This window comes from Leifsonia sp. SIMBA_070 (assembly GCF_046534635.1).
GTDB lineage: Bacteria > Actinomycetota > Actinomycetes > Actinomycetales > Microbacteriaceae > Leifsonia.
The window spans coordinates 431,919-458,360 of record NZ_JAWRYK010000001.1; the positions used below are offsets into that span (position 1 = coordinate 431,919).

The 26,442-nt window shown below is 69.5% G+C and carries 22 protein-coding genes; 14 read left to right on the top strand and 8 right to left on the bottom strand.

What is annotated here, in order from left to right:
* Positions 1-108 precede the first annotated feature (108 nt).
* From xylA to SB754_RS02000, 5 genes are all read right to left on the bottom strand, one after another.
* Positions 109-1,299 carry a xylose isomerase gene (gene xylA / locus SB754_RS01980; protein ID WP_410780676.1) on the bottom strand — a complete coding sequence of 397 codons (1,191 nt, stop codon included), beginning with the start codon at positions 1,297-1,299 and terminating at the stop codon, positions 109-111.
* A gap of 119 nt (positions 1,300-1,418) precedes the next feature.
* Positions 1,419-3,743, bottom strand: coding sequence for a glycoside hydrolase family 3 N-terminal domain-containing protein (locus SB754_RS01985; RefSeq protein ID WP_410780677.1), 2,325 nt, complete (start codon positions 3,741-3,743; stop codon positions 1,419-1,421).
* 34 nt (positions 3,744-3,777) lie between these two features.
* Positions 3,778-4,674 (bottom strand): carbohydrate ABC transporter permease, encoded by an 897-nt coding sequence (locus SB754_RS01990; protein ID WP_410780678.1) that lies wholly within the window; start codon positions 4,672-4,674, stop codon positions 3,778-3,780.
* Positions 4,671-5,705, bottom strand: a complete 1,035-nt coding sequence (locus tag SB754_RS01995) for a carbohydrate ABC transporter permease (protein ID WP_410780679.1) — start codon at positions 5,703-5,705, stop codon at positions 4,671-4,673. Before SB754_RS01995 ends, SB754_RS01990 begins: the two co-directional genes overlap by 4 nt.
* Positions 5,706-5,716: 11 nt before the next feature.
* A complete protein-coding gene (locus tag SB754_RS02000; protein WP_410780680.1) occupies positions 5,717-7,006 on the bottom strand; it encodes an ABC transporter substrate-binding protein in 1,290 nt (429 codons plus the stop codon).
* A 111-nt stretch (positions 7,007-7,117) separates the two neighbouring features.
* Here SB754_RS02000 and SB754_RS02005 point away from each other — a divergent pair, with 111 nt between their 5' ends.
* The gene (locus tag SB754_RS02005; protein WP_410780681.1) at positions 7,118-8,119 is read left to right on the top strand and encodes a LacI family DNA-binding transcriptional regulator; all 1,002 of its coding nucleotides are present in this window, start codon (positions 7,118-7,120) and stop codon (positions 8,117-8,119) included.
* Positions 8,120-8,497: 378 nt separating this feature from the next.
* Here the strand turns inward: SB754_RS02005 and SB754_RS02010 are convergent, their stop codons facing one another.
* Both SB754_RS02010 and SB754_RS02015 read right to left on the bottom strand, forming a co-directional pair.
* Entirely contained in the window at positions 8,498-9,472 is a 975-nt protein-coding gene (locus SB754_RS02010) for an acetylxylan esterase (protein ID WP_410780682.1), read from the bottom strand.
* Positions 9,473-9,554: 82 nt separating this feature from the next.
* Entirely contained in the window at positions 9,555-10,541 is a 987-nt protein-coding gene (locus SB754_RS02015; protein WP_410780683.1) for a zinc-dependent alcohol dehydrogenase family protein, read from the bottom strand.
* 100 nt (positions 10,542-10,641) lie between these two features.
* Between SB754_RS02015 and SB754_RS02020 the strand changes: the two genes are divergently transcribed.
* From SB754_RS02020 to SB754_RS02040, 5 genes are all read left to right on the top strand, one after another.
* Complete coding sequence (locus SB754_RS02020; RefSeq protein WP_410780684.1) at positions 10,642-11,031, top strand: winged helix-turn-helix transcriptional regulator; 390 nt, start codon at positions 10,642-10,644, stop codon at positions 11,029-11,031.
* A 31-nt stretch (positions 11,032-11,062) separates the two neighbouring features.
* Positions 11,063-12,067, top strand: a complete 1,005-nt coding sequence (locus SB754_RS02025) for a LacI family DNA-binding transcriptional regulator (RefSeq protein WP_410780685.1) — start codon at positions 11,063-11,065, stop codon at positions 12,065-12,067.
* A gap of 87 nt (positions 12,068-12,154) precedes the next feature.
* Positions 12,155-13,339: a Gfo/Idh/MocA family protein gene (locus SB754_RS02030; RefSeq protein WP_410780686.1), complete on the top strand. Its 1,185-nt coding sequence runs from the start codon at positions 12,155-12,157 to the stop codon at positions 13,337-13,339.
* Between the two features lie 31 nt (positions 13,340-13,370).
* A complete protein-coding gene (locus tag SB754_RS02035; protein WP_410780687.1) occupies positions 13,371-14,063 on the top strand; it encodes a ThuA domain-containing protein in 693 nt (230 codons plus the stop codon).
* Positions 14,048-15,145 (top strand): Gfo/Idh/MocA family protein, encoded by a 1,098-nt coding sequence (locus SB754_RS02040; RefSeq protein WP_410780688.1) that lies wholly within the window; start codon positions 14,048-14,050, stop codon positions 15,143-15,145. The genes SB754_RS02035 and SB754_RS02040 overlap by 16 nt, the downstream gene beginning before the upstream one ends.
* A 27-nt stretch (positions 15,146-15,172) precedes the next feature.
* Here the strand turns inward: SB754_RS02040 and SB754_RS02045 are convergent, their stop codons facing one another.
* Positions 15,173-15,895 carry an SDR family oxidoreductase gene (locus SB754_RS02045; protein ID WP_410780689.1) on the bottom strand — a complete coding sequence of 241 codons (723 nt, stop codon included), beginning with the start codon at positions 15,893-15,895 and terminating at the stop codon, positions 15,173-15,175.
* A gap of 105 nt (positions 15,896-16,000) precedes the next feature.
* Here SB754_RS02045 and SB754_RS02050 point away from each other — a divergent pair, with 105 nt between their 5' ends.
* From SB754_RS02050 to SB754_RS02085, 8 genes are all read left to right on the top strand, one after another.
* On the top strand, positions 16,001-16,579 hold the full coding sequence (locus SB754_RS02050; protein ID WP_410780690.1) for a TetR family transcriptional regulator: 579 nt from the start codon (positions 16,001-16,003) through the stop codon (positions 16,577-16,579).
* A gap of 69 nt (positions 16,580-16,648) precedes the next feature.
* Positions 16,649-17,851: an ROK family protein gene (locus SB754_RS02055; protein ID WP_410780691.1), complete on the top strand. Its 1,203-nt coding sequence runs from the start codon at positions 16,649-16,651 to the stop codon at positions 17,849-17,851.
* Between the two features lie 194 nt (positions 17,852-18,045).
* On the top strand, positions 18,046-19,353 hold the full coding sequence (locus SB754_RS02060) for an ABC transporter substrate-binding protein (RefSeq protein WP_410780692.1): 1,308 nt from the start codon (positions 18,046-18,048) through the stop codon (positions 19,351-19,353).
* Positions 19,354-19,489: 136 nt separating this feature from the next.
* Positions 19,490-20,485: a carbohydrate ABC transporter permease gene (locus SB754_RS02065; RefSeq protein ID WP_410780693.1), complete on the top strand. Its 996-nt coding sequence runs from the start codon at positions 19,490-19,492 to the stop codon at positions 20,483-20,485.
* Positions 20,485-21,381 carry a carbohydrate ABC transporter permease gene (locus SB754_RS02070; protein ID WP_410780694.1) on the top strand — a complete coding sequence of 299 codons (897 nt, stop codon included), beginning with the start codon at positions 20,485-20,487 and terminating at the stop codon, positions 21,379-21,381. The genes SB754_RS02065 and SB754_RS02070 overlap by 1 nt, the downstream gene beginning before the upstream one ends.
* A 15-nt stretch (positions 21,382-21,396) precedes the next feature.
* On the top strand, positions 21,397-23,652 hold the full coding sequence (gene yicI / locus SB754_RS02075; protein ID WP_410780695.1) for an alpha-xylosidase: 2,256 nt from the start codon (positions 21,397-21,399) through the stop codon (positions 23,650-23,652).
* A gap of 106 nt (positions 23,653-23,758) precedes the next feature.
* A complete protein-coding gene (locus SB754_RS02080; RefSeq protein WP_410780696.1) occupies positions 23,759-24,940 on the top strand; it encodes an ROK family protein in 1,182 nt (393 codons plus the stop codon).
* 239 nt (positions 24,941-25,179) lie between these two features.
* Entirely contained in the window at positions 25,180-26,409 is a 1,230-nt protein-coding gene (locus tag SB754_RS02085) for a multidrug effflux MFS transporter (protein ID WP_410780697.1), read from the top strand.
* Positions 26,410-26,442: the final 33 nt, after the last annotated feature.

The following is a 26,442-nucleotide window of genomic DNA, read 5'->3' on the forward strand; positions in this document are numbered from 1 at the left end:
GTTTTCGGCGCGAGAACGTGCAAAAAGTGTGGACTCGACGGTGGGCGGAGGCGGAGGCGGAGGCGGAGGCGGAGGGGGGAGGCGGAGGGGCGGGGCGGGGCGGGGCGGTTAGCGCGCGTTGAGGAGGTGCTCGAGGGCGAGCTGCTGCAGGCGCACGAAGCCGAAGCCCTTGCCGCCGAAGTACGCAGCCGCGTCGAAGTCCTCGAAGGCGCTCCGGTCGGCCAGCAGGTCGTCGTACGACTCGCCTTCGCCGAGGGTCGGCTGCGACAGCTGGGTCACGCGGGATGCCTCGAGCGCCTCCTGAACCTCCGGGTCGGCGCGGAACGCCTGCGCGCGCTCCTTGAGGAGCAGGTAGGTGCGCATGTTGGCCGCTGCGGAGTCCCAGACGCCCGTGATGTCCTCGGTGCGGGACGGCTTGTAGTCGAAGTGACGCGGGCCCTCGTAGGCGGGTCCGCCGTTGGGGCCGCCGTTCTCGAGCAGGTCGACGAGCGCGAACGCGTTCTGGAGGTCGCCGTGGCCGAACACCAGGTCCTGGTCGTACTTGATGCCGCGCTGCCCGTTGAGGTCGATGTGGTAAAGCTTGCCCTGGTACAGCGCCTGGGCGATGCCGGCGGCGAAGTTGAGGCCCGCCATCTGCTCGTGCCCGACCTCCGGGTTCACGCCCACCAGCTCCGGCCGCTCCAGCGTCTCGATGAAGGCGAGGGCGTGGCCGACCGTCGGGAGCAGGATGTCGCCGCGCGGCTCGTTCGGCTTCGGCTCGATGGCGAAGCGGATGTCGTAGCCCTTGTCGGTGACGTAGTCGCCGAGGAGGTTGACGGCCTCGCGGTAGCGCTCGAGGGCGGCGCGGATGTCTTTCGCGGCGTCGTATTCTGCGCCCTCGCGGCCGCCCCACATGACGAAGGTCTTCGCGCCGAGCTCGGCGGCCAGGTCGATGTTGCGCAGCACCTTGCGCAGCGCGAAGCGGCGCACGGCGCGGTCGTTGGAGGTGAAGCCGCCGTCCTTGAAGACCGGAGCCGAGAACAGGTTGGTGGTGACCATCGGCACGATGATGCCGGTGTCGGAGAGCGCCTGCTTGAGGCGGTCGATCTGCTTCTGGCGCTCGGCGTCGGTCGAGCCGAAGGCGAAAAGGTCGTCGTCGTGGAAGGTGAGGCCGTAGGCGCCGAGCTCGTCGAGCTTGTGCACCGCCTCCACCACGTCGAGCTGGGGACGGGTCGGGCCGCCGAACGGGTCGGTGCCGTTGTAGCCGATGGTCCACAGTCCGAACGAGAACTTGTCGGCACGGGTGGGGGTGAGACTCATGATGTTCCTTCAGCGTCGTCGGTGATTTGTTGTTTCAATAAACTTATACAGCACCAGGAGGGTGCAGCGCGACTCCCCTGGGCGGATTCGGAGGACTTCGGATTCGGAGGACCGCGGAATCAGAGCACTTCGGTGAAGACGGCACCCACGGTAGCCGCTTCGACCTCCGACGTCACCAGGCGGGCGTCGTCCAGCGTGACGGCGTGCACCGGCCCGGTGATCGTGAGCGAGGCCGAGGTCTCGCGGACCGCGCACGACGGACCGATCCACAGCTCTACCGCGCCCGGCTCCACGATCCGGCGCATCGCCGGGTCGGAGAACGCGAGACGGGTGGTCGGCACGGCGAGCCGGACGACCGCCTCCTCGCCGGGCTGAAGCTCCACACGTCGGTAGCCGAGCAGTTGCGCGACCGGACGCGTCACGCTGGCGTGGACGTCCCGCGCATACAGCTGCACCAGGTCGGTCCCGGCGCGCTCGCCGGTGTTGCGGATGCGCACGGTCGCCGTGAACGTCCCGCCGGCGGCGACCTCGGGGTCGACCGTCAGCTCCGACCGCTCGAAGGTCGTGTACGAGAGTCCGTGTCCGAACGGCAGCACCGGAGTGCTGTCCGCGCTGGTGATCTCGTTGGGCCCGCCGAGCAGCGGGTGGAGGTACGAGTACGGCTGCGCGCCCGCCGAGCGGGGGAGCGACACCGGCAGGTGCCCGGACGGGGCGACCCGACCCGACAGCACTGCGGCGATCGCGGCGCCGCCCTCTTCGCCGGGGAAGAAGGCCTGCAGCACGGCCGCGGGCGCCGTCACGCCCTCCACCGCCCAGCCGATCGCGTACGGCCGGCCGGAGAGGACCACGAGCACGACGGGTGTGCCCGTGGCGACGACCCGCTCGACGAGCTCCCGCTGGATGCCCGGCAGCTCGAGGCTCTCGACGTCGTTGCCCTCACCGACCGTTCCGCGGCCGAACAGGCCCGCACGGTCGCCGACGACGATCACGGCGACATCGGAGGCGCTCGCGGCGGCCACGGCTGCGGGGATCCCCGACCGGTCGTCGCCCTCCACCGCGCAGCCGCGCTCGTGCACGACCGAGGCGGACGGGAACTCGCCGCGCACCGCCTCCAGCACCGAGGGCAGCTCGAAGCCGAGCGGGACCTCCGGGTGGTGGGCCAGCACATGGTTCGCGAACGAGTAGCAGCCCATCAGGGCCTCCGCCTCGTCGGCGTTCGGGCCGAGCACGGCGATCCGCGCCGGGGCGTCCGCGAGCGGGAGGGTGCCGTCGTTGGTGAGCAGCACCAGCGACTCCTCGGCCAGCCGCAGCGCGACCTCCCGGTGGGCGGGCGTGTCCAGGTCGATGGAGGTGGGCGGTTCGTCGAACGTGGCGTCGAGCAGCCCGAGCTCCTCCTTCTGCGCGAGCACCCGCAGGACCGCGCGGTCCACGAGCGCGACGTCGGTCCCGCCCGAGCGGATGCGCTCGGCGAGCGGCTCGAGGAAGGCGTCGCCGGTCGGCAGCTCCACGTCGATCCCGGCAGCCAGCGCCAGGGCGGCGGCCTCGCCGAGATCCGCCGCGACACCGTGCATCGTGTGCAGGAAGGCGACCGAGAAGTAGTCGGAGACCACCGTCCCGTCGAAGCCCCACTCGTCGCGCAGCACGCCGGTCAGGTACTCCGGCGATGCGCCGATCGGAACGCCGTCGAGCTCGGCGTACGAGTTCATGACCGACCGCACACCGCCATCCCGCACGGCCATCTCGAACGGCTGCAGGAGGGTGTCGCGCACCTCGCGCGGACCGGCGTGCACCGGGGCGTGGTTGCGCCCGGCCTGCGACGCCGAGTAGCCGACGAAGTGCTTCAGCGTGGCGTGGACGCCGGCGCCCTGCAGGCCGCGGACGTACGCGGTGCCCAGCGTCCCGACGACGTACGGGTCCTCGGCGATGCATTCGTCGACGCGTCCCCAGCGCGGGTCCCTGATCACGTCCAGCACCGGAGCGAGCCCCTGGTGGATGCCCAGCTCGCGCATCGAGAGCCCGATCAGCCCGGCCATCTCCTCCACCAGCTCAGGGTCGAAGGACGCACCCCAGGCGAGCGGCGTCGGGAAGGTCGCCGCCTTCCAGGCTGCGAGCCCGGTGAGGCACTCCTCGTGCACGAGCGCCGGGATGCCGAGCCGCGTCTCCTGGGTCAGCCTCCGCTGCTCCGCCCACAGCCAGGCGGCGCGCTCGACCGGGTCGACCGGCCGGGTGCCGTAGACGCGCGTCAGCTGGCCGAGGCCGTGCGCGGTCATGTCCGCATAGGCGCCCGGGTTGCCCATCTCGCCGGCCATCGGAGCGACGAGTTCGTCGCCCTTGTCGACCCAGTAGCCGACCAGCTGGGCCAGCTTCTCCTCCAGTGTCATGGAGGCGAGCAGGGCGCTGACGCGCTCGGAGGGCGCGGACGAGCGCGGGAGGGATTCGGTCATGTCGATCTCACTTCTCGATCTGAAGAGTCGGGCGTCAGCCCTTGACGGCGCCGGTCAGGCCGCCGACGATGCGGCGCTCGAACAGGCTGAAGAACACCAGCGCCGGAATCATGGACAGCGACGTGAACGCCAGCACCTTGGCCGTATCCACGGAGTACTGCGACGAGAACGCCTGCACTCCGAGTGGCAGCGTGAACGTCGCCTCGTTGTTGAGGAGGAAGAGGGGCAGCAGGTAGCTGTTCCAGCTGGCGATGAAGGCGAGGATGCCCACGGTGATGACGCCGGGCATCGACAGGCGCAGCACCATCCGCCAGAAGAAGCCGAGCCGGCTGCAGCCGTCGATGAAGGCGGCCTCCTGGATCTCGTCGGGGATCGCGCGCAGGAACGGCACCAGGATGATGATCGTCGTCGGCAGCGCGAATGCGATCTGCGGGAGGATGACGCCGACCAGCGAGTTCATCAGTCCGAGGTTGCGCACCACGATGTACAGCGGGGTGATCGCCACGGTGATGGGGAACATCAGGCCGGCCGCGAACAGCGCGTACAGCAGGCCGCGCCCGCGGAAGCTGTAGCGGGCGAGCACGTAGCTCGCCATCAGGCCGAGCAGGATGACGCCGATCGTGGTCACGACCGCGACGATGGTCGAGTTGCCGACCTCCGCCCAGAAGGTGCCGCCGGTCAGGACGTCGATGTAGTTCTGCACGTTCCACGGGTTGGGGAACCCGGCAGGGTCGACGGTGATCTGCGAGTTGGTGCGGAACCCGCCGAGCACGATGTACGCGATCGGGGCCAGCATCAGCGCGATCACGACGAGGGCGATGAAGTAGACGCTGGGGGAGCCCCAGGGCAGAGCCTTCGCCTTCTTGCGATCCGGGGCATTCAGGACGCCGGGGGCGTCGGGAGCGTCCGGGATGACGACCATCGCGCTCATCGCTTCTTCCTTCCGGTGCGCCTGTCACCCGTGATGGCGCCCTCGGTGTCGCGACGGAGCACGAACCGCTGGTAGAACAGCGCGACGATCAGGGAGATCAGGAAGATGACGACGGCGACGGCGTTTCCGTAGCCGAAGTTGCCGGCGTTGCGGCCGTTGGCGACCATGTAGGTCGCCATGGTCGAGGTGCCGGCGGTGGAGGCGACGTACTGGCCCCAGATGATGTACACGAGGTCGAACAGCTGCAGTGCGCCGATGATCGACAGGAAGGCCCAGATCCGCAGCGTCGGGCCGAGCAGCGGGAGGGAGATCCTCCGCTGGATCTGCCAGTACGACGCGCCGTCGAGGGCGGCCGCTTCGTACAGCTCCTCCGGGATGCCCTGTAGGCCGGCGAGGAAGAGGATGACGGCGAAGCCCACGTACTTCCAGGTCAGGATGGCGAGCAGCGTCCAGATCGCGATGCTCGGGTCGGACAGCCAGTCGTGGGCGAGGAAGCCCATCCCGATGTTCTTGAGGAAGCCGTTGAGCGCCCCGTTGGTGGAGAGCATCAGGCTCCACCCGGTGCCGACGACGACCTCGGCGATGACGTACGGCACGAAGATCAGGACGCGGATGATGGACTGGCCGCGCATCTTCCGGTTGAGCAGCAGGGCCAGCAGGATGGCCACCGGCCCCTGCAGGACGAGCGAGCCGATCACGATCAGGCCGTTGTGCATCAGGGCTTGCTGGAAGGCGGAGTCCTGGAGGATCGTGACGTAGTTCTGCAGGCCGACGAAGTCGGTCGCTGGACCGTAGCCCTGCCAGCGGAAGAAGCCGTAGTAGGCGGCGATCACGACCGGGAAGATCACGAACGCCAGGAAGACGATCGCCGCGGGTCCCGCCAGCAGCAGGATCTCGAGGCGCATGGCCCAGCCGGTACGCCGGCGGCGCCGCGGCGACGGGAGCGACGCGACCGCGCCGCTCCCGTCGTGCTGCGCGAGACCCGACTTCGGCAGGACGCCGGTGGTGGTGTTCTCGCGGGTGTTGCTCACGAGTACTGTCCTCAGCCCTTCTTCGCGGCGTCGTTCGCCGCCTGGATGAGCTGCTTCGGGTCGCTCTTGCCGGCGAGCATGTCGACGACCGCGACGTTCAGCGCGTTTCCGACGTTCTGGCCGAGCACGGTGTCCAGCCACTGCGAGACGTACGGGGCCGCGTTGTAGGCCTTGAGGACGTCCTTCAGGTAGGGCTCGGTGACGACCTTCTGCGCCTCGGCGTTGACCGGCGGGGCATTGAAGGCCTTGTAGTAGGCCTCCTGCTGGTCGGTCGTGGCGACGAAGTTCAGGAAGTCGGCGCACTCCTTGGGGGCCTTGACCGAGCACGAGTACCCGTCGACGCCTCCCATGATGGAGCCGGGCTCACCCTTGCCGCCGGAGACCTCCGGGAACGGGTAGAAGCCGAGGTCCGGAAGCGGCTTCGTGTCGGGCGTGAGCGATGCGATCACTCCCGGGTCCCAGGCGCCCATGAGTTCCATGGCCGCCTTGTGGTTGGCGACGAGGCCGGCCGAGCTGCCAGCGCCCTGCTGGGCGGACGTGGTGAGGAAGCCGTCGTTGAATGGCTTGGTGGCGGCGAACTTCTGCAGATCCTCCGCGGCCTTCAGCCAGCAGCCGTCGCTGAACGACTTGGAGTCGGCGGTCTTCTCCATCGTGGAGCCGGCGCACTCGCGCAGCGCGAACCAGTAGAACCAGTGCGCGGCGGGCCAGGCGTCCTTCGCGCCGAGCGCGATCGGGGCGACGCCGGTGGACTTCAGCTTGGTGACGTCCGAGTTGAGGTCGTCGATGGTCTTGGGAGCGTCGGTGATCCCCGCGGCCTTGAACAGGTCCTGGCTGTAGAAGAGACCGCCCGGGAGCACGGCGATGGGCATCGCCCACACCTTGTCCTGGTAGGTCTCCGCCTTGAACGAGCCGGAGGAGATGTTCTTCTTGGTCGTGGAGTCGATCTTGCCGGTGATGTCCATCAGCTGACCGGCGTTGACCATGGCCGCCATCTTCCCGCCGCCTCGCTGCAGGAAGATGTCGGGGGCGTCGCCGGAGTTGAGTGCCGTCTGGAGCTTTCCGTCGAGGTCCTCGTTCTGGATGGACTGGACCTTGATGGTGACGTTCGGGTTCGCCTTCTCGTAGGCGGCGACAGCGTTCTTCCAGAACTCCTGGCCGGGGCCTGTTGTGGAGTTCTGCCAGAGGGTCATGCTGACCTTGCCGTTGCTGCTGGAGCTGTCGGAGCCGCCGCTGCACCCGGTGAGGGCGAGCGCGCCGGCCATCACGACGGCGGCCCCGGTGAGGAGCTTGGTGCCTTTCATGTGATTCCAACCTGTTCTCTTCGTTGAGGTGGGGACGGATGGAAGTGTCGCAATTCGCCGGGAACGTGTCAAACGTTTTCGAAAACCTTTTCTACGGTAAGCTCTGGCGGCATGGGACGGCGTCCGACGATCAATGATGTGGCCGAAGCGGCAGGCGTTTCGGTCGCCACGGTGTCGAAAGCGGTCAACGGTCGCTACGGCGTCGCGGTCGAGACGGTGGAGCGCGTTCTGCAGGTCGTTCAGGAGCTCGGCTACGAGTCGAGCCTGGTCGCCAGCTCCATGCGCTCCCGCCGCACGGGGGTGATCGGAGTGCTCGTCGCGGACTTCGAACCGTTCTCCGCCGAGATCCTCAAAGGCGTCGGCGCGGCCCTCCACGACTCCCGCTACGACCTCCTCGCCTACAGCGGCTCGCGCCAGCCGTCGAGCGAGGGTTGGGAGCGCCGCTCGCTCAGCCGCCTCAGCGGAACGCTGATCGACGGGGTCATCATGGTCACTCCCACGGTGGTCAGCGCGAACGCGGACGTCCCGATGGTCGCGATCGACCCGCACACCGGCCGCGCCGACGTTCCGACGGTGGAGTCGGACAGCTTCGGAGGCGCGCGCAACGCGACGGCGTTCCTGATCAGGCTCGGTCATCGCCGCATCGCCTACGTCGCCGGCCGCCCGGACCTGCGCTCGTCGAGCCTCCGGGATGCCGGCTACCGCCACGCCCTCGGGGAGGCGGGGATCCCGTTCGACCCGTCCCTGGTCGCGGTGGGGCGCTACGAGCACAACACGGTGCGGGAGGTCGCGCTGCCGCTCCTCCGCCGGCCGGACCGTCCGACAGCGGTGTTCGCCGCGAACGACGTGTCGGCGATCGCCGTGATGGAGGTGGCGGCGGAGATCGGCCTGGACGTGCCGCGCGACCTGTCGGTCGTCGGTTTCGACGACGTGCCGGAGGCCTCCCAGTACAGCCGCCCGCTCACCACCGTGCGGCAGCCGATGCAGGGACTGGGCGCGGCGGCGGCCGACCTGCTCGTCGGGCTGATGAGCGGCGAGACGCCCGAGCGCATCCACCTCCGCCTGCCCACGAAGCTGGTGCGGCGGGCGACGACGGCGCCGCCGGGGGAGTGACGGCGCGGGGTTTCGTGCTCCTGAATTCCGCGGTGCGCGGCTCCTGTTTTCAGGAAATCGCGCCCGCGGTCCTGTTTTCGGGAGATCGAGCGCCGTGCGCCGGTCCTGTTCTCAGGAGATCGAGCGCCGTGCGCCGGTCCTGTTCTCAGGAGATCGAGCGCCGTGCGCCGGTCCTGTTCTCAGGAGATCCTTCGATGTGGGTGTCTGCCAGTCCTGAATTCAGGACGTACGGCAAGGTGTGGTGGCCGTTCTCCTGAAAACAGGACCCTCTCCCGCCCTTCCTGAAAACGGGACAGCCACACCCTTCCGGCCACACCCTCCCGGCGAGGCCCAGCCAGCGCCACCTCAGCGCCGCCTCAGCGCCGCCCCCGCGCCGCCTCAGCGACCGAACCGCGCCGCCAGCCACCCGGCCTGCGTCCGCCACTGCGCGGCCCCGCCCCCTTCGTGGTCGTTGAACGGGTACACCTCGATCGCGCGGTCTTCGGCGGCGAGGTGGTTGTACGCCGCGAACGTTGTCGACGGCGGCACGACCGTGTCCATCAGCGCGACCGAGAACAGCGACGGGGCGTGGATGCGCCGGGCGAAGTTGACGCCGTCGAAGTACGACACCGTCCGGAAGACGTCGGCGACCTCGTCGCGGTGCACGGACAGGTAGGTGGCGAGCTCCCGGTAGGGGCCGTCTGCCGCGACCTCCACTCCCCGACGGAACGCGCAGAGGAACGCGACGTCCGGCATGACGGCGGCGACGCCGCCGGCGAGGGCTCCGGCGGCCAGCGCGATCCCGCCGCCCTGGCTGCCGCCGGTGACGGCGATCCGGTCGGGGTCGACGAACGGGAAGCCGCGGGTCGCGTCGACGGCGCGCACCGCATCCGTGAACACTCGCCGGTAGTAGTAGCTCTCCGGCGCGTGGATGCCGCGGGTCATCACGCCGGGCGTCGCCGGTCCGGAGCCGTGCGGGTCGGGGGTGTCGCCGCCGCTGCCCCAGCCGCTGCCCTGGCCGCGGGTGTCGACGAAGACGTGCACGTAGCCGGCCAGCGCCCAGCCGACGTTCTCTCCGGCGATGCCGCGCCCGCCGCCGTAGCCCTGGAACTGCACCACCGCGGGGAGCGGTCCGTCGGCGTTCAGAGGACGCGACACCCAGGCCCGCACCGGCTCGCCGCCGAAGCCGGGGAACACCAGGTCCTCGACGATGAGCTGCGTCACCGGCGTGTCCGCCGGGGTGAGCTCCGGGGTTCCGCCCGCGGCTCGCGCCTCCGCGATCGTCCGCTCCCAGAACGCGTCGAAGTCGGCGGGTTCCTGCACCTCCGGACGGAAGGCGAGCAGTTCGGCGTGGGTCAGGTCGGTGAGCGGCATCGGTCTCGCTTTCGGTGCGGGTTTCGGTCGAAGGAGGGCGTGGCCGACATTGTGGCACAGCCGCAGTCAACCCCGACCTATCTCAGGTCGTGACCACGATCTTCCTCCCCGCGTTCGTTCCCGCGTCGAACCTCCGGTGCGCGTCGACAACGCGGCCCACGTCGAAGGTGGTGTCGATCGCGGGGCTCAGCCTCCCGAGGCGCACCGCGGACCGGTACGCCGCCTCCATGCGCGCCACCACCTCGGGTTGCAGGAGGTCGTCGTACCCGCGGTAGCCCACGACCGTCACCGACCCGTCCACGGGCTCCGGCGTGGGCCGGCTGTCGAGGAAGCCCGCGGCGACCAGCGTGCCCCCGGCACGCGTCGACCGCAGCAGGTCGCGCTGCCCTGGACCGCGGACCAGGTCGAGGACGATGTCCGCGCCCGCTCCGCCGGTGAGCCCGCGGACGGCCGCAACCAGGTCGTCGCGACCGCTGACGACGACGGAGGCCGCGCCCGCCGCGAGCAGGTCGTCGCGCTTCCCCGGGTCCCGCGTGATCGCGATCGGTGTCGCCCCGAACTGGCCAGCGAGCTGCATCGCCGCGCGCCCCACGCTCCCGGAGGCGCCGGCGACGAGGACGACATCGCCCGCGCGCATCCCGGCGCGTTCGACGAGCGCTCCGTACGCCGTCGAGAATCCGACCCACGTCGCCGCTGCTTCCACGACGTCGAGGCTGCCGTCCGGCCGCGCGAAGACGGCGCTCGCCGGGAGCGTCGCGTAGTCGGCATAGGTGCCTCGGGCGACCGGGTCCGCGACGACCGCGACGACGACCGGGTCACCGACCCGCAGGCTCACGGTTCCCGGGCCCACCGCATCCACGACGCCTGTCGCCTCGACGCCCAGGCGGGAATGCGGCAGGGCGATCGGGGCCGGCGACATCCCGGAGCGCATCATGACGTCGAGCGGGTTCAGCGCGAAGGCCTCGATGCGGATGCGCACCTCCCCCGCCTCCGGTTCGGTGACGGGCTCTTCGACGATCCTCAGCACGTCCGGCCCTCCGAACTCGTCGAACACGACCACTCGTGGCATTGCGACTCCTCTCCGCCCGTACCCGGGTCTCCGCCCATACGGGCTGTGCACTTTCCTTCACGCTACGGACGGGCCGGTTACCCGGAGGTACCGTGGATCCATGCAGAATGCTGCGGGTCCGGTGTTCCTCGCCGACTGCCCCGCCCGGCAGGCGGTCGAGATCGTGTCCGACAAGTGGGCGGCGGTGGTGATCCATGCGCTGAGCAGGGGGCCGCGCCGGCACGGCGAAATCGTGGAGGCCATCGGCGGCGTCTCCCGCAAGGTGCTCACGGAGACGCTGCGTCGGCTCCAGCGCTCCGGTCTCGTCGAACGCGTCGAGGAGCCGCCGAGGCGCATCGAATACCGCCTCACCGATCTCGGGCTGACGTTGCTCGGACCGATCGAGGCGCTGAACGACTGGGCGAGGACCTACGGCGAGGCGGTGACCGAGGCGGAGGAGGCGGAGGAGGCGCAGGAGGCGCAGGAGGCGCAAGAGGCGGCGGCGTCCTAGCGCGGCCTCCGACGTGTGCGACAGTGGCAGCATGCCCGCACCGAGCCGTCCGACACTGGAGGCGATCGCCCGTGAGGCGTCCGTCTCGCTGTCCACGGTCTCCAAGGTGCTGAACGGACGGCCAGGAGTCTCCACGGCGACCCGGCGCCGCGTGGAGGACCTGCTGCACGACTCCGGGTATGCGAGGCGCGGCGTCGACGCCGAGCGCGGCGACTCCGTCGAGCTGGTCCTCGAGAACCTGGCGAGCGAATGGTCCGTGGAGGTCATCCGCGGCGTTGAGCGGGTGGCGCGCGAGAGCCGACTCGCGATGACGCTGTCGACCATCGGCGATTACCACGCGGTCGGCGACGAACTGATCACGGGGGTTCTGCGCCGCAAGCCGGTCGCGATCGTGCTGCAGTTCTCCAACCTCACCGCCGACCACCGGCGACAGCTACGCACCCGCAACATCCCGTTCGTCGTCGTCGACCCCGCCGGCGACCCTCCGACGGACGTCCCTGCCGTCGGCGCGACGAACTGGGCGGGCGGGCTGACGGCCACCCGGCACCTGCTGGGGCTCGGGCACCGCCGCATCGCCGCCATCGGCGGTCCCTCTGACCTGATGTGCTCCCGGGCCCGGGTCGCGGGATACCAGGCGGCGCTCCAGGAGGCCGGCGTCCCGGCGCCCACGCACGTCGACGGCCACGGCTTCTCCCGCGAGGACGGCGAGCGGGAGGGACGGAGGCTGCTGACCAGCCAGGATCGGCCGACCGCGATCGTCTGCGCCAACGATATGCAGGCGCTCGGTGTGTACGACGCGGCGTTCGCGCTCGGACTCGACGTGCCGGGGGATGTGTCCGTCGTCGGCTTCGACGATGCGCCGTCGGCGTCGTGGGCCCGTCCGCCGCTGACGACCATCCGGCAGCCGCTGCAGGAGATGGCGGAGGAGGCGACCCGGCTCGCCCTCCGGCTGCGCGTCGGGCCCATCGAGAGCACCCGGATGGAGCTGGCGACGACCCTGGTCGAGCGCGGTTCGACCGCCCCTCCCCGGCGCTGACGAAAGTTTTCCAACCGCCTCCCGAAACTTGTCTCGCCTTCCGAGGCGCTCTAGCGTCGCACGGGGACGAACTCAGGGAGGCCGACGATGACCGTCGAACCGCAGCTCACCGTCGCCATGATCGGCTACGGCTTCATGGGGGCAGCGCACTCGCAGGGCTGGCGCACGGCTCCGCGCTTCTTCGATCTGCCCGCAGAGCCCGTGATGACGACCATCGTCGGGCGCGACGCGGAGCGGGTGGAGGCGGCGCGCGCGAAGTTCGGCTGGCAGCGCGCCGAGACCGACTGGCGCCGCGTCATCGACGATCCGGAGATCGACATCGTCGACATCTGCACGCCGGGCGACAGCCACGCCGAGATCGCCATCGCCGCGCTCGACGCAGGCAAGCACGTGCTCTGCGAGAAGCCGCTCGCCAACACGGTCGCGGAGGCCGAGGCGATGACCGCGGCTGCCGAGCGTGCCGCGGCGAACGGCATCCGCTCGATGGTCGGCTTCAGCTACCGCCGCGTCCCGGCGATCGGCTTCGCCCGCCGGCTGGTTCAGGAGGGCCGGCTCGGCGAGATCCGCCAGGTGCGTGCGTTGTACCTCCAGGACTGGCTGACCGACGAGAACGGACCGATGACCTGGCGGCTCGACAAGGCCTCCGCCGGCTCCGGCTCGCTCGGCGATATCGGCGCGCATGCGGTCGACCTGGTCGAGCACCTCACTGGCTCGCGGCTGAGCGGCGTCTCCGGGACGCTGGCGACGTTCGTCGAAGAGCGCCCGCTGCTCGGCGAGACGGTCGGCCTGTCCGGCACCGCCTCCGAGGAGCGCGGCCGTGTGACCGTGGACGACGCCGCCTGGTTCACCGCGCGCCTCAGCGGGGGAGCAGCGGCTGGAGCGATCGGCGCTTTCGAGGCCACCCGGTACGCGACCGGTCGCAAGAACGCGCTGCGACTGGAGCTCAGCGGCTCACGCGGAGCCATCGCCTTCGACCTGGAGGCGATGAACGAGCTCCAGTTCTACGACGCGACCGCCCCAGCCGGGGAGCAGGGTTTCACGCGCATCCTCGTCACCGAGCCCGAGCATCCGTACATGGCGAACTGGTGGCCGACCGGGCACGCCATCGGCTACGAGCACGCCTTCAGCCACGAGGTGGTCGACTTCGTGACCGCCATCCAGGCCGGAACCGAGCCGGAGCCGTCGTTCGCCGACGGCCTCCACATCCAGCGCGTCCTCGACGCCGTCGAGCGCAGCGCGGCTGACGGCAGCGCCTGGACCCCGATCGACTGACAGAGCCCGATCGACTGACAGAGAAGGAAGCATGAGCAAGAACGCACTGATCGTCCGTGGAGGCTGGGACGGGCATATGCCCGTAGAGACCACAGACCTCTTCATCCCGTTCCTGGAGCAGAACGGCTTCGAGGTGCGGGTCGAGGAGGGCACTCCCGTCTACGCCGACGAGTCCTACATGGACACGGTCGATCTGGTGGTCCAGGTCAACACGATGAGCACCATCGAGGACGCCGAGTTCCGCGGCCTCCGCCGGGCCGTCTTGAACGGCACGGGGATGGCCGGCTGGCACGGCGGTATCGCCGACTCGTACCGCAACAACGCCGACTACCTGCACATGATCGGCGGCCAGTTCGCCCACCACGCCGGCAAGGACCCGGCGGAGCGAGTCGGCGACCAGTCCGACAACTACATCCCGTACACCGTGCACATCACCGACTACGGCAAGACCCACCCGATCACCGAGGGGATCGAAGACTTCGGGCTGGTCACCGAGCAGTACTGGGTGCTGAGCGACGAGTACAACGACGTGCTGGCCACCACGACGCAGGCGGTGCGGCCGTGGGACTCGTGGCACCGCCCGGTCACCTCGCCCGCGATCTGGGCCCGCCAATGGGGCGACGGCCGCATCTTCGTCTCCGCCCCCGGCCACCGCCTCGAGATCGTCGAGAGCCGGCCGGTCCGCACCATCATCGAGAGGGGGATGCTGTGGGCAGCCCGCTGAACGTCGGCGTCATCGGAGTCGGCGTCATCAGCCGGCAGTACTTCGAGCACTTCCCGCAGCTCCCGAACCTCCGCCTGACAGCGGTCGCCGACCTGGACCGCGAGCGCGCCGCCGCCGTCGCCGCCGAGCAGGGGGTCGCTGCGCTGACGGTGGACGAGCTGCTCACCGACGCCCGAGTGGATGCGGTTCTCAACCTGACCATCCCGGCCGCGCATGCGGACGTCGCAGTGCGCGCTCTCGAGGCGGGCAAGCACGTCTACGGCGAGAAGCCGCTGGCCCTCTCGACGGAGGAGGCCGCCCCGGTCCTGGAGCGCGCCTCCGCCCTGGGACTCCGCGTCGGCAGCGCTCCCGACACGGTGCTCGGGACGGGCATCCAGACCGCGCGGGCCCTGCTCGACGACGGACGGATCGGCGACCCGGTCGCGGCGGCGGTCGCCTGGAGCGCGCCCGGTCACGAGCTGTGGCATCCCGCCCCCGCGTTCTACTATCAGCCGGGCGGCGGCCCGCTGTTCGACATGGGCCCGTACTACCTGACCAGCCTGGTGACCTTCTTCGGACCGGTCGTCCGGGTGTCCGGCGCGGCGGTGCGCTCCACGCGGGAGCGCCGGATCGGAACGGGCCCGAACGAGGGCACCGTCATCCCGGTCGACGTGGACACGCACGTGACGGCCATCCTGGAGCACGCCTCCGGCGTCGTCTCGACGGTGACGGTCTCCTTCGAAGTCTGGGCGACCCGCACCCCGAAGTTCGAGGTGTACGGCACCGCAGGGACGATCGCCGTCCCCGACCCGAACATGTTCTCCGACACCGTCGAGCTTGCGACCGCCGATGACCGCGAATTCCACCCGGTGCCGGTCGCAGCCGGATACGCCGACGCTGGGCGCGGCTACGGCCTCGCCGACCTCGCCCGGGCCATAGAGACCGACCGTCCGGACCGGGCCTCCGGCGAGCTGGCGTTCCACGTGCTCGAGATCATGGAGGCCGTGCTGCGGGCAGGCTCGACGCACACGGTGGTCGAGCTGGCCTCGACGGTGGAGCGCCCGGCCGCAGTGCCGCTCGGAGCCCGCCCCGAGAGCTGGTGACGGCTCCGTGGTGCTGCCGCGCTGACGTCAGCTGGTCAGCAGCGCGCCGCCGTTGACGTCGAGGATGGTTCCGGTGACGAAGTCGTTCTGCATCAGGTAGAGGTGTGCCATCGCGATCTGCTCCGGCTCGCCGACGGCTCCGACGAGTGTCGCCTGCGCAAGCTGGGCGAACATCGCGTCACGCTGCGACGCCGGGATGCCATCCCACATCGGTGTCTTGACGGCGCCGGCGCGGACGGCGTTGACCCGGACCGGGGCGAGCTCCACCGCGAGGCCCCGCACGAGGCCCTCCGCCGCCCCGGCCCCCGCGGCTGCGAGCGCGGCGCCGGGCCTCGGCCGCTGTCCGACCGTGCCGGTCGTGAGCGAGATCGAGCCCGTGGGCCGCAGGCGTCCGAGCGCGTGCTTGACGACGGTCACGGCGCCCCAGAATCGCACGTCGAGGACCGCCCGGGCGTCCTGCAGGTCGAGTTCGGCCAGGGGTCGAGGTGTGAACTCGTCGCCCGCGGTGAAGACCAGGTGATCGGGCTTCTCGAACCGCTCGAGGACGGCGCCGACCTGCGCATCGTCGCGCACATCGAGCACGGCCCCTGTGCACCCGTCGGGCAGTTCCCGCAGCGCTGCGTCGATGCGCTCGCTGCTCCGCGATGCGATCGTCACGTTCGCACCTTCGAGAGCTGCTGCCTGTGCCGTCGCCAAACCCATGCCGGAGCTTCCTCCGACGACGAAGACGTGCTGTCCATCCATGTTCATCCGTACCTCATCCATTCGTGCCTCCCAGCAATTGATGTCTCATTGAGACATGAGGCAGGCTAACACAGTGATGTCCCAGCGGGACATGGCTGGTAGAGTCGGCGCATGACCAGGTGGCGACCCGAGGGCGAGGAGCGCCTGCGCACGGCTGCCATGGAGTTGTTCCTGACGTACGGATACGACAACGTCACCGTCGCCCAGATCGCGGAGCGTGCAGGGCTGACGCGGCGCACGTTCTCGCGCTACTTCGCCGACAAACGCGACGTGCTCTTCGCCGGCTCCGAGCAGTTGCCCGTGGCGCTGGCAGACGCGTTGAGGCAGGTGGACCCCAGGCTCGGCCCGTTCCCGGCCATGCTGCAGGCTCTGGCCGATGTCGGCGCGCTGCTCGGTGAACGGGTCGCCGACCATGCTGCGCAGCGTCGCGAGGTGATCTCCGGGAGTCCGGAGCTGCAGGAGCGCGCGCAGGCAAAGTACGCTGCCGTTTCCGACGCCCTCGGCGCGGCGTTGGTGGAGCGTGGCGCCGACCCGTCGACATCCACGCTTTTCGCGGATGTCGGCGTTGCGATCTTCCGCAGAGGCTTCGAACGGTGGACCGACGCCCCCCATGAAGCCGACCTGGCGTCGCGCATCCGCGAAGCGGCCGGTCAACTCCGGGATGCGGCAACAGGGATCACCGCCGACTGACCGGCCTCGACGTACGGTGATCCAGCCGGCGTGAACGGCCGACCGCGGGTCGGGCGTTATGGTCGATGCATGTCTGCATCCGACCTGAGCACGGTCCGCCCCAGCGCGGGCGGAGCCACGGATGCGCTGCGCCGCAGCAACCTGGCGACGATCCTCGGGCTGGTCCACCGCGACGGCGCCCTGTCGCGCAGTGACCTGACGCGACTCACCGGGCTCAACCGCTCGACGGTGGGCGACCTGGTCGCCGAACTCGCCGGACTCGGTCTGGTGGAGGTGGATGAGACGCCCGGCGGCGGCCGCGCCGGCCGGCCGAGCCCGGTGGTCCGCGTGTCGGACAGCGTCGTCGCGGTCGCGGTGAACCCCGAAGTGGATGCGGTCATCGTCGGCCTCGTCGGGCTCGGCGGGAGGGTGCTCAAGCGCGTCCGCATCGAGACGGCCTCGGCCCGTTCGGCGACCGAGACGGTCACCCTCGCGTCCGCGGGGATCGCCGGGATGCTGGCAGGAGAAAGCGGACGGCGCGTCGTCGGGATCGGCGTCGCCGTCCCAGGGCAGGTGCGCCTCTCCGATGGCATGGTGCGCGAGGCGACGCACTTCGGCTGGGTGGACGAGCCGCTCGCAGCGCGACTGTCTGAAGCGACCGGCCACCGGGTCTGGGCGGCGAACGCTGCTGTCCTGGGTCTGCGCGCCGAGAGCGCGTTCGGCGCGGGCCGAGGCGTGGACGACCTGGTGTACATGATCGGCGGGGCCTCGGGCATCGGCGGCGGCGCGATCGGCGGCGGACGCCTTCTCACGGGATCCGCCGGCTACGCGGGCGAGTTCGGCCACACCTTCGTCCGCTCCGACGGCCGCCACTGCTCATGCGGCTCCCGCGGATGCCTCGAGGCCGAGGTGACCCAGGCCGAGCTGCTGGAGGCGGTCGGTCTGGAGTCGGCGCAGGCGCCGTCCCTGGGGGAGCGCTTGGCGGCGGCGGACGACCCGGCGGCGCTCGCCGTGATCGAGCGCGACTACGCCCTGCTGCAGATCGCCACCCGGAACGCGGTGAACGTCTTCAACCCGTCGACGCTGGTGCTCGGCGGCTTCCTCGCGGCGCTGTACCGCGGCGGACGTGCCCATGGAGCGCCGGACCTGCTCGCCGAGGCGGTGCACTCCTCCCGGGAGGGCGTCGTCGTGTCGGAAGCGGCGCTCGGCCCGGACCAGCTGCTCATCGGCGCGGCCGAGCTCGTCTTCTCCGAGCTGATCGCCGATCCTGCTCGCGCGCTCGCCGCGGCATAATCCCGTTCCGCACGGGATAACGCGAATGTTGTTAAGGCGAACTAACTGTTTTCGGCTGAAAATGCAGCGATGAGAGCGACAAGTCCGGCTTGCATTCTCCTCCATCGTCGCTTATGTTGTGTTCACCAACAAATGCATCGGAGTGGCTGCGAAGCCTGCATACGCGCGTCCACTCCACTACAAGGAGGTAACAGATGCGCAAGAGGCACCTCGCGATCGGCGCCGTCCTGGCCGCCGGTGCGCTGATGCTGGCCGGCTGCTCCGGCTCATCCCCGTCGTCCGACAGCACCGACGGCAAAGGCAAGACCCTCACGCTCTGGCACTACGAGAGCGAGGACTCGGCCATGGGCAAGGCCTGGAACGAGGCCATCAAGGAGTTCGAGTCCGAGACGGGCGCGAAGGTGAAGTTCGAGGCCAAGGCGTTCGAGCAGATCCGCTCCACCGCCTCCCAGGTCCTCAACTCCAACCAGGCGCCCGACATCCTCGAGTACAACAAGGGCAACGCGACGGCCGGCCTCCTGGCCAGCCAGGGCCTGCTCAGCAACCTCGACGATGCCGTCAAGAAGTACGGCTGGGACAAGAAGCTGGCCTCCAGCCTCCAGACCACCGCCAAGTACGACGACAAGGGCATCATGGGCTCCGGCTCCTGGTACGGCATCCCGAACTACGGCGAGTACGTCGAGGTCTACTACAACAAGGACATGTTCGCGAAGTACGGCATCGAGGTCCCGAAGACCTACGACGACTTCGTCGCCGCCCTCCAGAAGTTCAAGGACAACGGCGTGACGCCGCTGGCCGAGTCGGCGGCCGAGTACCCGCTCGGCCAGCTCTGGTACCAGCTCGCGCTGACCAAGGCGAACCGGTCGTTCGTGAACGACTACCAGCTCTACAAGGGCAAGGTGAACTGGCAGGGCCCCGAGCTCTCGAATGCCACCAAGACCGTGGACGACTGGGTGCAGAAGGGCTACATCTCCAAGGACTCCTCCGGCCTGAAGGCGGAGGACGCCGGCACCTCGTTCATCGCAGGCAAGTACCCGATCTTCTTCTCGGGCAGCTGGTGGTACGGCCGGTTCCAGACCGAGATCACCAACTACCAGTGGGGCACGTTCCTGTTCCCCGGCACGAAGCTGTCGCCCGGATCGGCCGGCAACATGTGGGTGATCCCCGAGAACGCCAAGAACAAGGGCCTCGCCGAGAAGTTCATCGACATCACGATGAGCGACAAGATCCAGGCGATGATCGGCAACAACGGCGGCGTCCCTGTGGCGGCGAAGACCAGCGACATCACCGATGAGAAGTCGAAGGAGCTGATCGCGAACTTCAACACCCTCACCGGTGAGGACGGCATCGCGTACTACCCCGACTGGCCCACGCCGACCTTCTACGACCAGCTGAACGCCGGCCTTCAGGAGCTCATCAACGGCACGAAGACTCCGGCCGACGTCAACAAGGAACTCGGCTCCGAGTACCAGTCCGGCGTCGACGACATCGTCAACCAGTAACCCCACCCTGCCGTCCCCCCACCCCCCACCGTCGAGTCCGCACGTATTGCACACGACACGCCGTCTGAGCGTGCAGAAATCGTGGACTCGACGGTGGGTGGGAGGGCCGCGGCAGGGCAACGCAAGGAGAGAACGCATGAGCGAGCTCAGGGTCGCGGTTCGCGCACGGAGCGAGGGCGTAGAGGGCGCGGGGCGCCAACGGCACCCGCGCAAGCGCAGCGAATCGTTGGTGCCCGGGCAGGGGCACGGCCGGTTCTGGCTGTACCTGCTCCCGGGGTTCGTCCTGCTGGCGGTGATCGTCCTGGTCCCGCTGGTCTGGAACATCTACCTCAGCTTCACCAGCTACCGAGGCATCCGGCCGCCCAAGTTCATCGGCCTGAACAACTGGGTCCGCCTGTTCGGCGACGAGAAGTTCTGGACGTCGTTCGGCAACTCCATCGCGATGGTGATCGCGATGGTGGTGATCCCGACGCTGGTCGGCCTCATCCTCGCCGCGATGCTGTTCGACCTGATCGGCAAGAAGTTCGGAGGCCGGCTCGCCAGCTTCCTCCGCGCCACCTACTACCTGCCGCAGATCCTCCCGGTCGTCATCGCCGCGATCGTGATCGGCTGGATCCTGCGGCCCGACAACGGCGCGCTGAACACCATCCTGCAGACCGTCGGCCTCGGCCAGTTCGCCCACAACTGGCTCGGCAGCCCGGACACCGCGCTCGCGTCGATCATGGCGGTGATGGTCTGGGTCCAGATCGGCTACCCGGTCGTCATCTTCATGGCCGCGCTGCAGCGGGTCGACCCCGAACTCTATGAGGCGGCGGAGCTCGACGGCGCCAACTGGTTCCAGCGGTTCCGGTCGATCACCGTGTCGATCATCCGCCCGGAGATCTTCGTCGTCACCCTCACCTGCACCATCGCCGCCCTGAAGGTCTTCGGCCCGGTCTACACCCTCACCCGGGGAGGCCCCGGCACGGCGACCATGGTGCCGAGCGTGTACTCGTACAGCGAGTTCTTCCAGAGCCAGCAGGTGGGATACGGCGCCACGATCGCGACGGCGCTGACCGTCGTCATCATCGCCGTCTCGGTGCTCTTCATGATCGCCCAGAACCGCGCAGAGCGCAGGGAGAACGAGATCTGATGTCCACCACCATCACGCGTCCCCGAGCGGACGTCGCTCCCGCGGAGCCCCGCCGGCTGAAGCGGCAGAAACCGCGCAAGACGGCGACCGACTGGATCATCCTCGTCGTCGCGATCGTCATCGGCGTCGCCATCGCGTTCCCGTTCCTGCTGATCGTGCTGAACTCGTTCAAGAGCCCGGCCGACTACAACAGCGGCGGTCCGCTCCAGCTGCCGACCTCGTTCTACACGGACGGGATCGTCAACTTCTGGAACCGGGTGAACTTCCCGGAGAAGCTGTGGAACTCGTTCTTCATCTCCGGGATGGTCGCGCTGCTCTCGGTCGTCCTCTCGGTGCTGAACGCCTACGCGCTCGGCATCGGCCGGGTGAAGGCGCGGACCTGGATCATCGTGCTGTTCCTGCTGGCGAACATGCTGCCGCAGGAGGCCCTCCTCTACCCGCTGTACTACATGTTCAAGCAGGTGGGGCTGTACGACAACGTGTGGGCCGTCATCATCATTTTCACCGTCATCCAGAGCGCGTTCGGCACCTATCTGCTGTCGAGCGTGTACGGCACCTTCCCCAAGGAGGTGCTGGAGGCCGCATCGCTCGACGGCGCCGGCCGCTGGCGCATCCTGTGGCGCGTCGTCGTGCCGATCTCGCGCCCCACGCTGAGCGTGCTGCTCATCTTCTTCTTCATCTGGACGTGGAACGAGTTCCTGATCCCGCTGACCTTCCTGGTGTCGAACGACAACCAGACCGTCCCGGTGGCGATCAGCGTGCTGCAGGGCGACCGGCTGATGGATGTGACCACCACGTCCGCGTCGGCGCTGCTCGGCCTCATCCCCACGCTCATCTTCTTCCTCATCTTCCAGCGCACCCTGACCCGCGGCATCACCGCCGGCGCGGTCAAGTAACCGGAGCATCCCCGCATGAAGTTCACCGATGGTTTCTGGATGCTGCGCGACGGCGTCACGCCGATCTACGCCCAGGAGGCGTACGACGTGGCCGCCGGCGACGGCACCCTGACGATCACCGCACCCGCCAAGGTCATCGAGCGCCGGGGCGACACCCTCAACCGCCCGACGTTGACCGTCACCCTCAGCTCGCCGCTGCCCGGAATCGTGGGCGTCCGGATCGAGCACTGGCAGGGCGTGCGCGCCCAGCCCGGATTCGAGCTCCGGACGGAGGACGGCCATGCCGAGGTGTCGGTGGACGACGAGGCAGGGACGCTGACGACCGGCGGCCTCACTGCCACCGTGAAGCGCGGCGCCCCCTGGTCGCTGACCTTCTCGGCCGGAGACCGCGTGCTCACCTCGAGCGGCCACAAGTCGGTCGCCCACCTCACGGTCGACAGCGACGGCACCTACGTGCACGAGCAGCTGGCGCTCGGCGTCGGCGAGCTGGTCTACGGGCTGGGGGAGCGCTTCGGTCCGCTGGTCAAGAACGGCCAGGTGGTCGACGTCTGGAACGCCGACGGCGGCACCTCCAGCGAGCAGGCCTACAAGAACATCCCCTTCTATTTGACCAACCGCGGCTACGGGGTGCTGGTGAACCACCCGGGACACGTCTCGTACGAGATCGGGTCCGAGACGGTCGAGCGCGTCCAGTTCTCCGTGCCGGGGGAGAGCCTCGAGTACTACCTGATCTACGGTCCGACGCCGAAGCAGATCCTGGAGCGGTACACCGCGCTGACCGGCCGGCCGGCTTCGGTGCCGGCCTGGTCGTACGGGCTGTGGCTCTCCACGAGCTTCACCACGGCGTACGACGAGGAGACGGTCACGTCGTTCATCGACGGGATGGCCGAGCGCGACCTCCCGCTGTCCGTGTTCCACTTCGACTGTTTCTGGATGCGCGAGTTCAACTGGTGCGACTTCGAGTGGGACCCGCGCACCTTCCCTGACCCGGAGGGGATGCTCGCCCGGCTGCACGAGAAGGACCTGCGCGTCTGCGTCTGGCTCAACCCGTACATCGGGCAGCGGTCCCCATTGTTCGCGGAGGCGGCGGAGGCCGGCTACCTGGTGAAGCGGCCCAACGGCGACATCTGGCAGTGGGACCTGTGGCAGGCGGGGATGGGCCTGGTCGACTTTACGAACCCGGACGCCACCCGCTGGTACCAGGACAAGCTGCGCGGACTGATCGCCCAGGGCGTCGACTGCTTCAAGACCGACTTCGGGGAGCGTATCCCGCTCGAGGTGGAGTACTTCGACGGCTCGTCCCCGGAGCGCATGCACAACCTGTACACGCAGCTCTACAACGAGGCCGTGTTCGAGGTCCTGGAGGAGGCGAAGGGCGCGGGCGAGGCCGTGCTGTTCGCGCGCTCGGCGACGACCGGAGGCCAGCAACTGCCCGTCCACTGGGGCGGAGACAACACCTCCAGCTACGAGTCGATGGCCGAGACACTGCGCGGCGGACTGTCCCTGGCGCTCAGCGGATTCGGGTTCTGGAGCCACGACATCGGCGGCTTCGAGGGCACCCCCGACCCGGGCGTGTTCAAGCGCTGGACGGCGTTCGGCCTGCTGTCGAGCCACTCGCGCCTGCACGGCAGCGACTCGTACCGGGTGCCGTGGGCGTTCGACGAGGAGGCGGTCGAGGTCACACGGGCGTTCACGAAGCTGAAGCTGCGGCTGATGCCGTACCTGTTCGCCGCGGGCCAGGAGGCGCACGCGGCGGGAACGCCGGTGATGCGGCCGATGCAACTGGAATTCGCCGGCGACCCCGCGGTCGACTACCTGGACCGGCAGTACATGCTCGGAGCCGACCTGCTGGTCGCGCCGGTCTTCTCGGCGTCGCAGGTCGAGTTCTACCTGCCTGCCGGCACCTGGACCGAGTGGTTCTCCGGCGAGCAGGTGGAGGGCGGACGCTGGCTGCGGCAGACGCACGGCTTCGACAGCCTCCCGCTGTACGTGCGGGAGGGTGCGGTGCTGCCGCTCGGCGCCCGCGACGACCGGCCGGACTACGACTACCGCGAGGGGCTGACCCTGGTGGCGTACCCGGGGCCGGACGGGACGCGGAAGGTGCGCGTCACGACGCCGGACGGCGAGGTCGCCGAGTACACGGTGACCCGCAGCGGCGGAGCCCTCACGGCGTCCGGTCCGACCGAGTACCCGCTCACGCTCCGTGACGCCGCGACCGGCCGCACCGCCGCCGCGGTGGCCGGCACGGCCTCCCTCCCTTCCGTCCCGTGATCCTTCCGCCGAGTGGTGAGCAGATGTCGCAACTCGGCGACAATTCGAGCATCTACTCACCGCTCGGCGGATGAGACCGGGGGCGGACGGTAGGGTTACGGGGAAAATGGACAGCAGGGCGACGGCGGGCACGAACCTCGACACGGTGCGGCGGCACAACCTCGCCACCGTGCTCGGCATCGTGCACCGGGAGGGTCCGCTGGCGCGCTCGCTGCTCACCCAGGCGACCGGCCTGAACCGCTCGACTGTCGGCGCGCTGGTCGGCGAGCTGGCCGAGCTCGGGCTGGTGCAGGAGCGTGAGCCGGCAGTCAGCAACCGGGTCGGCCGCCCGTCGCCCGTGGTCGCCGCCGACGGGCGTGTGGTCGCCCTGGCGGTGAACCCGGAGATCGACGCCGTGACCGTCGGAGTGGTCGGGCTGGATGCGGCCGTCCGCCGGCGGGTGCGGTACCCGACCGGCCACATCCCGACCGCTGCGGAGGCCGTCGCCATCGTGTCCGCGGTCATCGACGGACTCCGTCCCGACCTCGCAGCGGCGACGCGCGTCGCCGGCGTCGGCGTCGCGGTCCCCGGGCTGGTCCGCGAGGAGGACGGCGTGGTGCGCCTCGCTCCGCACCTGGAGTGGTCGGAGGAGCCCTTCGCGTCGGCCCTGGCGGAGGCCACGGGCTTCCCGGTCCTGGCCGCCAACGACGCGAGCCTGGGCGCGAACGCCGAGCGCCTGTTCGGCGCGGGCCGCGGGGCGAGCGACCTCGTGTACCTGAATGGCGGCGCGTCGGGCATCGGCGCCGGAGTGATCGTCGGGAGCACGCCGCTGACCGGGATCAGCGGCTACGCCGGCGAACTCGGTCACACGCTGGTCAACTCCGCCGGGGTGCGCTGCCACTGCGGCGCGATCGGGTGCCTGGAGACCGAGGTGAGCCAGGGCGCTCTGCTTCGTGTGCTCGGCATGGAGGCCGCCGACGCCGACGAGCTGGAGCGCGGACTGTCCGCAGCGGTGGAGGCGGGGGAGCCGTCCGTGCTCGCCGAGGTCGACCGCCAGGTCCGCTTCCTCGCCACCGCGCTGCGCACCGCCACCAACGTCTTCGACCCGCAGCTGATCGTGCTGGGCGGGTTCCTCGGCGCATTGCATGCGCTCGACCCGGAGCGCCTACCTCGCCTGGTGGCGGAGCAGGCGCTGGCCGCGAGCGCCGAGCGCCTCACCATCGCGCGCGCCGAGCTGGGGTCCGACATCCTCATGATCGGCGCAGCAGAGCTCGCCTTCCGGCCGTTGCTGGCCTCGCCGGCCTCCTGACCGGGGGACCGATCCGGGGGACGGTGAGCGACTGTTCCCCCAACGAACAACATCGTGGCCGCAATTGCGATGCGCACGTTCACATCGCCGCGCCTCCCAGTATAGGATTGCTCGTACCCGGCGGATCGAATCGATTCGAGAATTCGGGTTCGACAGCACCGCGGAGCAACCGCGGTGCTCTTCTCTTGCGTCCGACGGCGGGCGCGGCCCATCCACCTCTCGACTCGCCAAGGACCCTCGTGACCACCGTCGTGCATCCCGGAGACTCGCTCTCCGGCCGCCAGCGCCTCGCCTACATCCTGATTCTGGGCGCCCTGACCGCACTCGGTCCGTTCACGATCGACACCTACCTGCCGGCGCTGCCGACCCTCCAGAACGACTTCGGGGTCTCGACGGCTGCGATCCAGCTCACCCTCACAGCGACGACGATCGGCTTCGGCGTCGGTCAGCTGCTGGTCGGGCCCTGGTCGGACAAGATCGGGCGGCGTGTCCCCCTGATGGTCGCCACCGCCGTGCACATCATCGCCTGTCTGGCTGCGGCGATCGCGCCCAACGTCGAGTTGCTCGGCGTTGCCCGCGCCCTGCAGGGGATCGGCGCGGCCGCGGGCGGCGTCGTCGCGATGGCCATGGTGCGCGACCTGTTCGGCGGCCGTCCCCTGGTGCGGATGCTCAGCCGCCTCGCGCTCGTCAACGGGCTCGCGCCGGTGCTCGCGCCGGTCCTCGGGTCTTGGCTGCTGCTCGTGATGCCGTGGCGGGGCATCTTCGTCGTCCTGGCGGTCTACGGTCTCTTCGTGGTGACCTGCGTCGCACTCTGGATCGTCGAGACGCTGCCGAAGGCCCGCCGCCATGGTCCCGGGCATTCGAGCGTCGGGCAGCGCTACAAGGCTGTCCTCAGCGACCGCGTCTTCGTCGGCATCGCCATCGTCGGCGCGGCCAACTTCACCGGCCTGTTCTCCTACCTGTCGTCGAGCTCGTTCATCTTCCAGGAGATCTACCGGTTCAACGCGCAGCAGTATGGGCTGCTGTTCGCCGTCAACTCGATCGGAATCATCATCGGCGTGCAGTCCGCCGCACGGATCACGAAGTACGTGGGGCCGCAGTGGATCCTGGCCTGCTCCACGCTCGTCATGTTCCTCTCGTCCGTGACGATCGTCGTGCTCGACCAGGCGCACGTGGGGCTCTGGGGCATCGTCATCCCGCTCTGGTTCTTCATCTGCGCCTGCGGTTTCGGCTTCCCGTGCGTCCAGGTGCTGGCGCTGAACGGGCACGGCCACGAGGCCGGGACGGCAGCCAGCCTCCTCGGCGCGCTCAACTTCGGAACGGCCGGCATCGTGTCCCCGATCGTCGGCATCCTGGGGGTCGGGAGCGCTGCGCCGATGGGAGCCGTCATGGCGATCTGCGCCCTCGTCTCGATCGCGTCGCTCTGGCTGGTGGTGCGTCCGCGTACGGTTCCCGAACTCGCGCACTGATACGCCTCTGGAGTCCGGAGGGGCTGCGGGTAC

Coding starts and splice junctions, on each gene's coding strand:
- SB754_RS02065 (WP_410780693.1), top strand. CDS start 19,490: ATGAGCGAGCTCAGGGTCGCGGTTCGCGCACGGAGCGAGGGCGTAGAG.
- SB754_RS02020 (WP_410780684.1), top strand. CDS start 10,642: ATGCAGAATGCTGCGGGTCCGGTGTTCCTCGCCGACTGCCCCGCCCGG.
- SB754_RS02015 (WP_410780683.1), bottom strand. CDS start 10,541: ATGCCACGAGTGGTCGTGTTCGACGAGTTCGGAGGGCCGGACGTGCTG.
- SB754_RS02070 (WP_410780694.1), top strand. CDS start 20,485: ATGTCCACCACCATCACGCGTCCCCGAGCGGACGTCGCTCCCGCGGAG.
- SB754_RS02050 (WP_410780690.1), top strand. CDS start 16,001: ATGACCAGGTGGCGACCCGAGGGCGAGGAGCGCCTGCGCACGGCTGCC.
- SB754_RS02000 (WP_410780680.1), bottom strand. CDS start 7,006: ATGAAAGGCACCAAGCTCCTCACCGGGGCCGCCGTCGTGATGGCCGGC.
- SB754_RS01985 (WP_410780677.1), bottom strand. CDS start 3,743: ATGACCGAATCCCTCCCGCGCTCGTCCGCGCCCTCCGAGCGCGTCAGC.
- SB754_RS02005 (WP_410780681.1), top strand. CDS start 7,118: ATGGGACGGCGTCCGACGATCAATGATGTGGCCGAAGCGGCAGGCGTT.
- xylA (WP_410780676.1), bottom strand. CDS start 1,299: ATGAGTCTCACCCCCACCCGTGCCGACAAGTTCTCGTTCGGACTGTGG.
- SB754_RS02030 (WP_410780686.1), top strand. CDS start 12,155: ATGACCGTCGAACCGCAGCTCACCGTCGCCATGATCGGCTACGGCTTC.
- SB754_RS01990 (WP_410780678.1), bottom strand. CDS start 4,674: ATGAGCGCGATGGTCGTCATCCCGGACGCTCCCGACGCCCCCGGCGTC.
- SB754_RS02035 (WP_410780687.1), top strand. CDS start 13,371: ATGAGCAAGAACGCACTGATCGTCCGTGGAGGCTGGGACGGGCATATG.
- SB754_RS02010 (WP_410780682.1), bottom strand. CDS start 9,472: ATGCCGCTCACCGACCTGACCCACGCCGAACTGCTCGCCTTCCGTCCG.
- SB754_RS02080 (WP_410780696.1), top strand. CDS start 23,759: ATGGACAGCAGGGCGACGGCGGGCACGAACCTCGACACGGTGCGGCGG.
- SB754_RS02025 (WP_410780685.1), top strand. CDS start 11,063: ATGCCCGCACCGAGCCGTCCGACACTGGAGGCGATCGCCCGTGAGGCG.
- SB754_RS02055 (WP_410780691.1), top strand. CDS start 16,649: ATGTCTGCATCCGACCTGAGCACGGTCCGCCCCAGCGCGGGCGGAGCC.
- SB754_RS02045 (WP_410780689.1), bottom strand. CDS start 15,895: ATGAACATGGATGGACAGCACGTCTTCGTCGTCGGAGGAAGCTCCGGC.
- yicI (WP_410780695.1), top strand. CDS start 21,397: ATGAAGTTCACCGATGGTTTCTGGATGCTGCGCGACGGCGTCACGCCG.
- SB754_RS02060 (WP_410780692.1), top strand. CDS start 18,046: ATGCGCAAGAGGCACCTCGCGATCGGCGCCGTCCTGGCCGCCGGTGCG.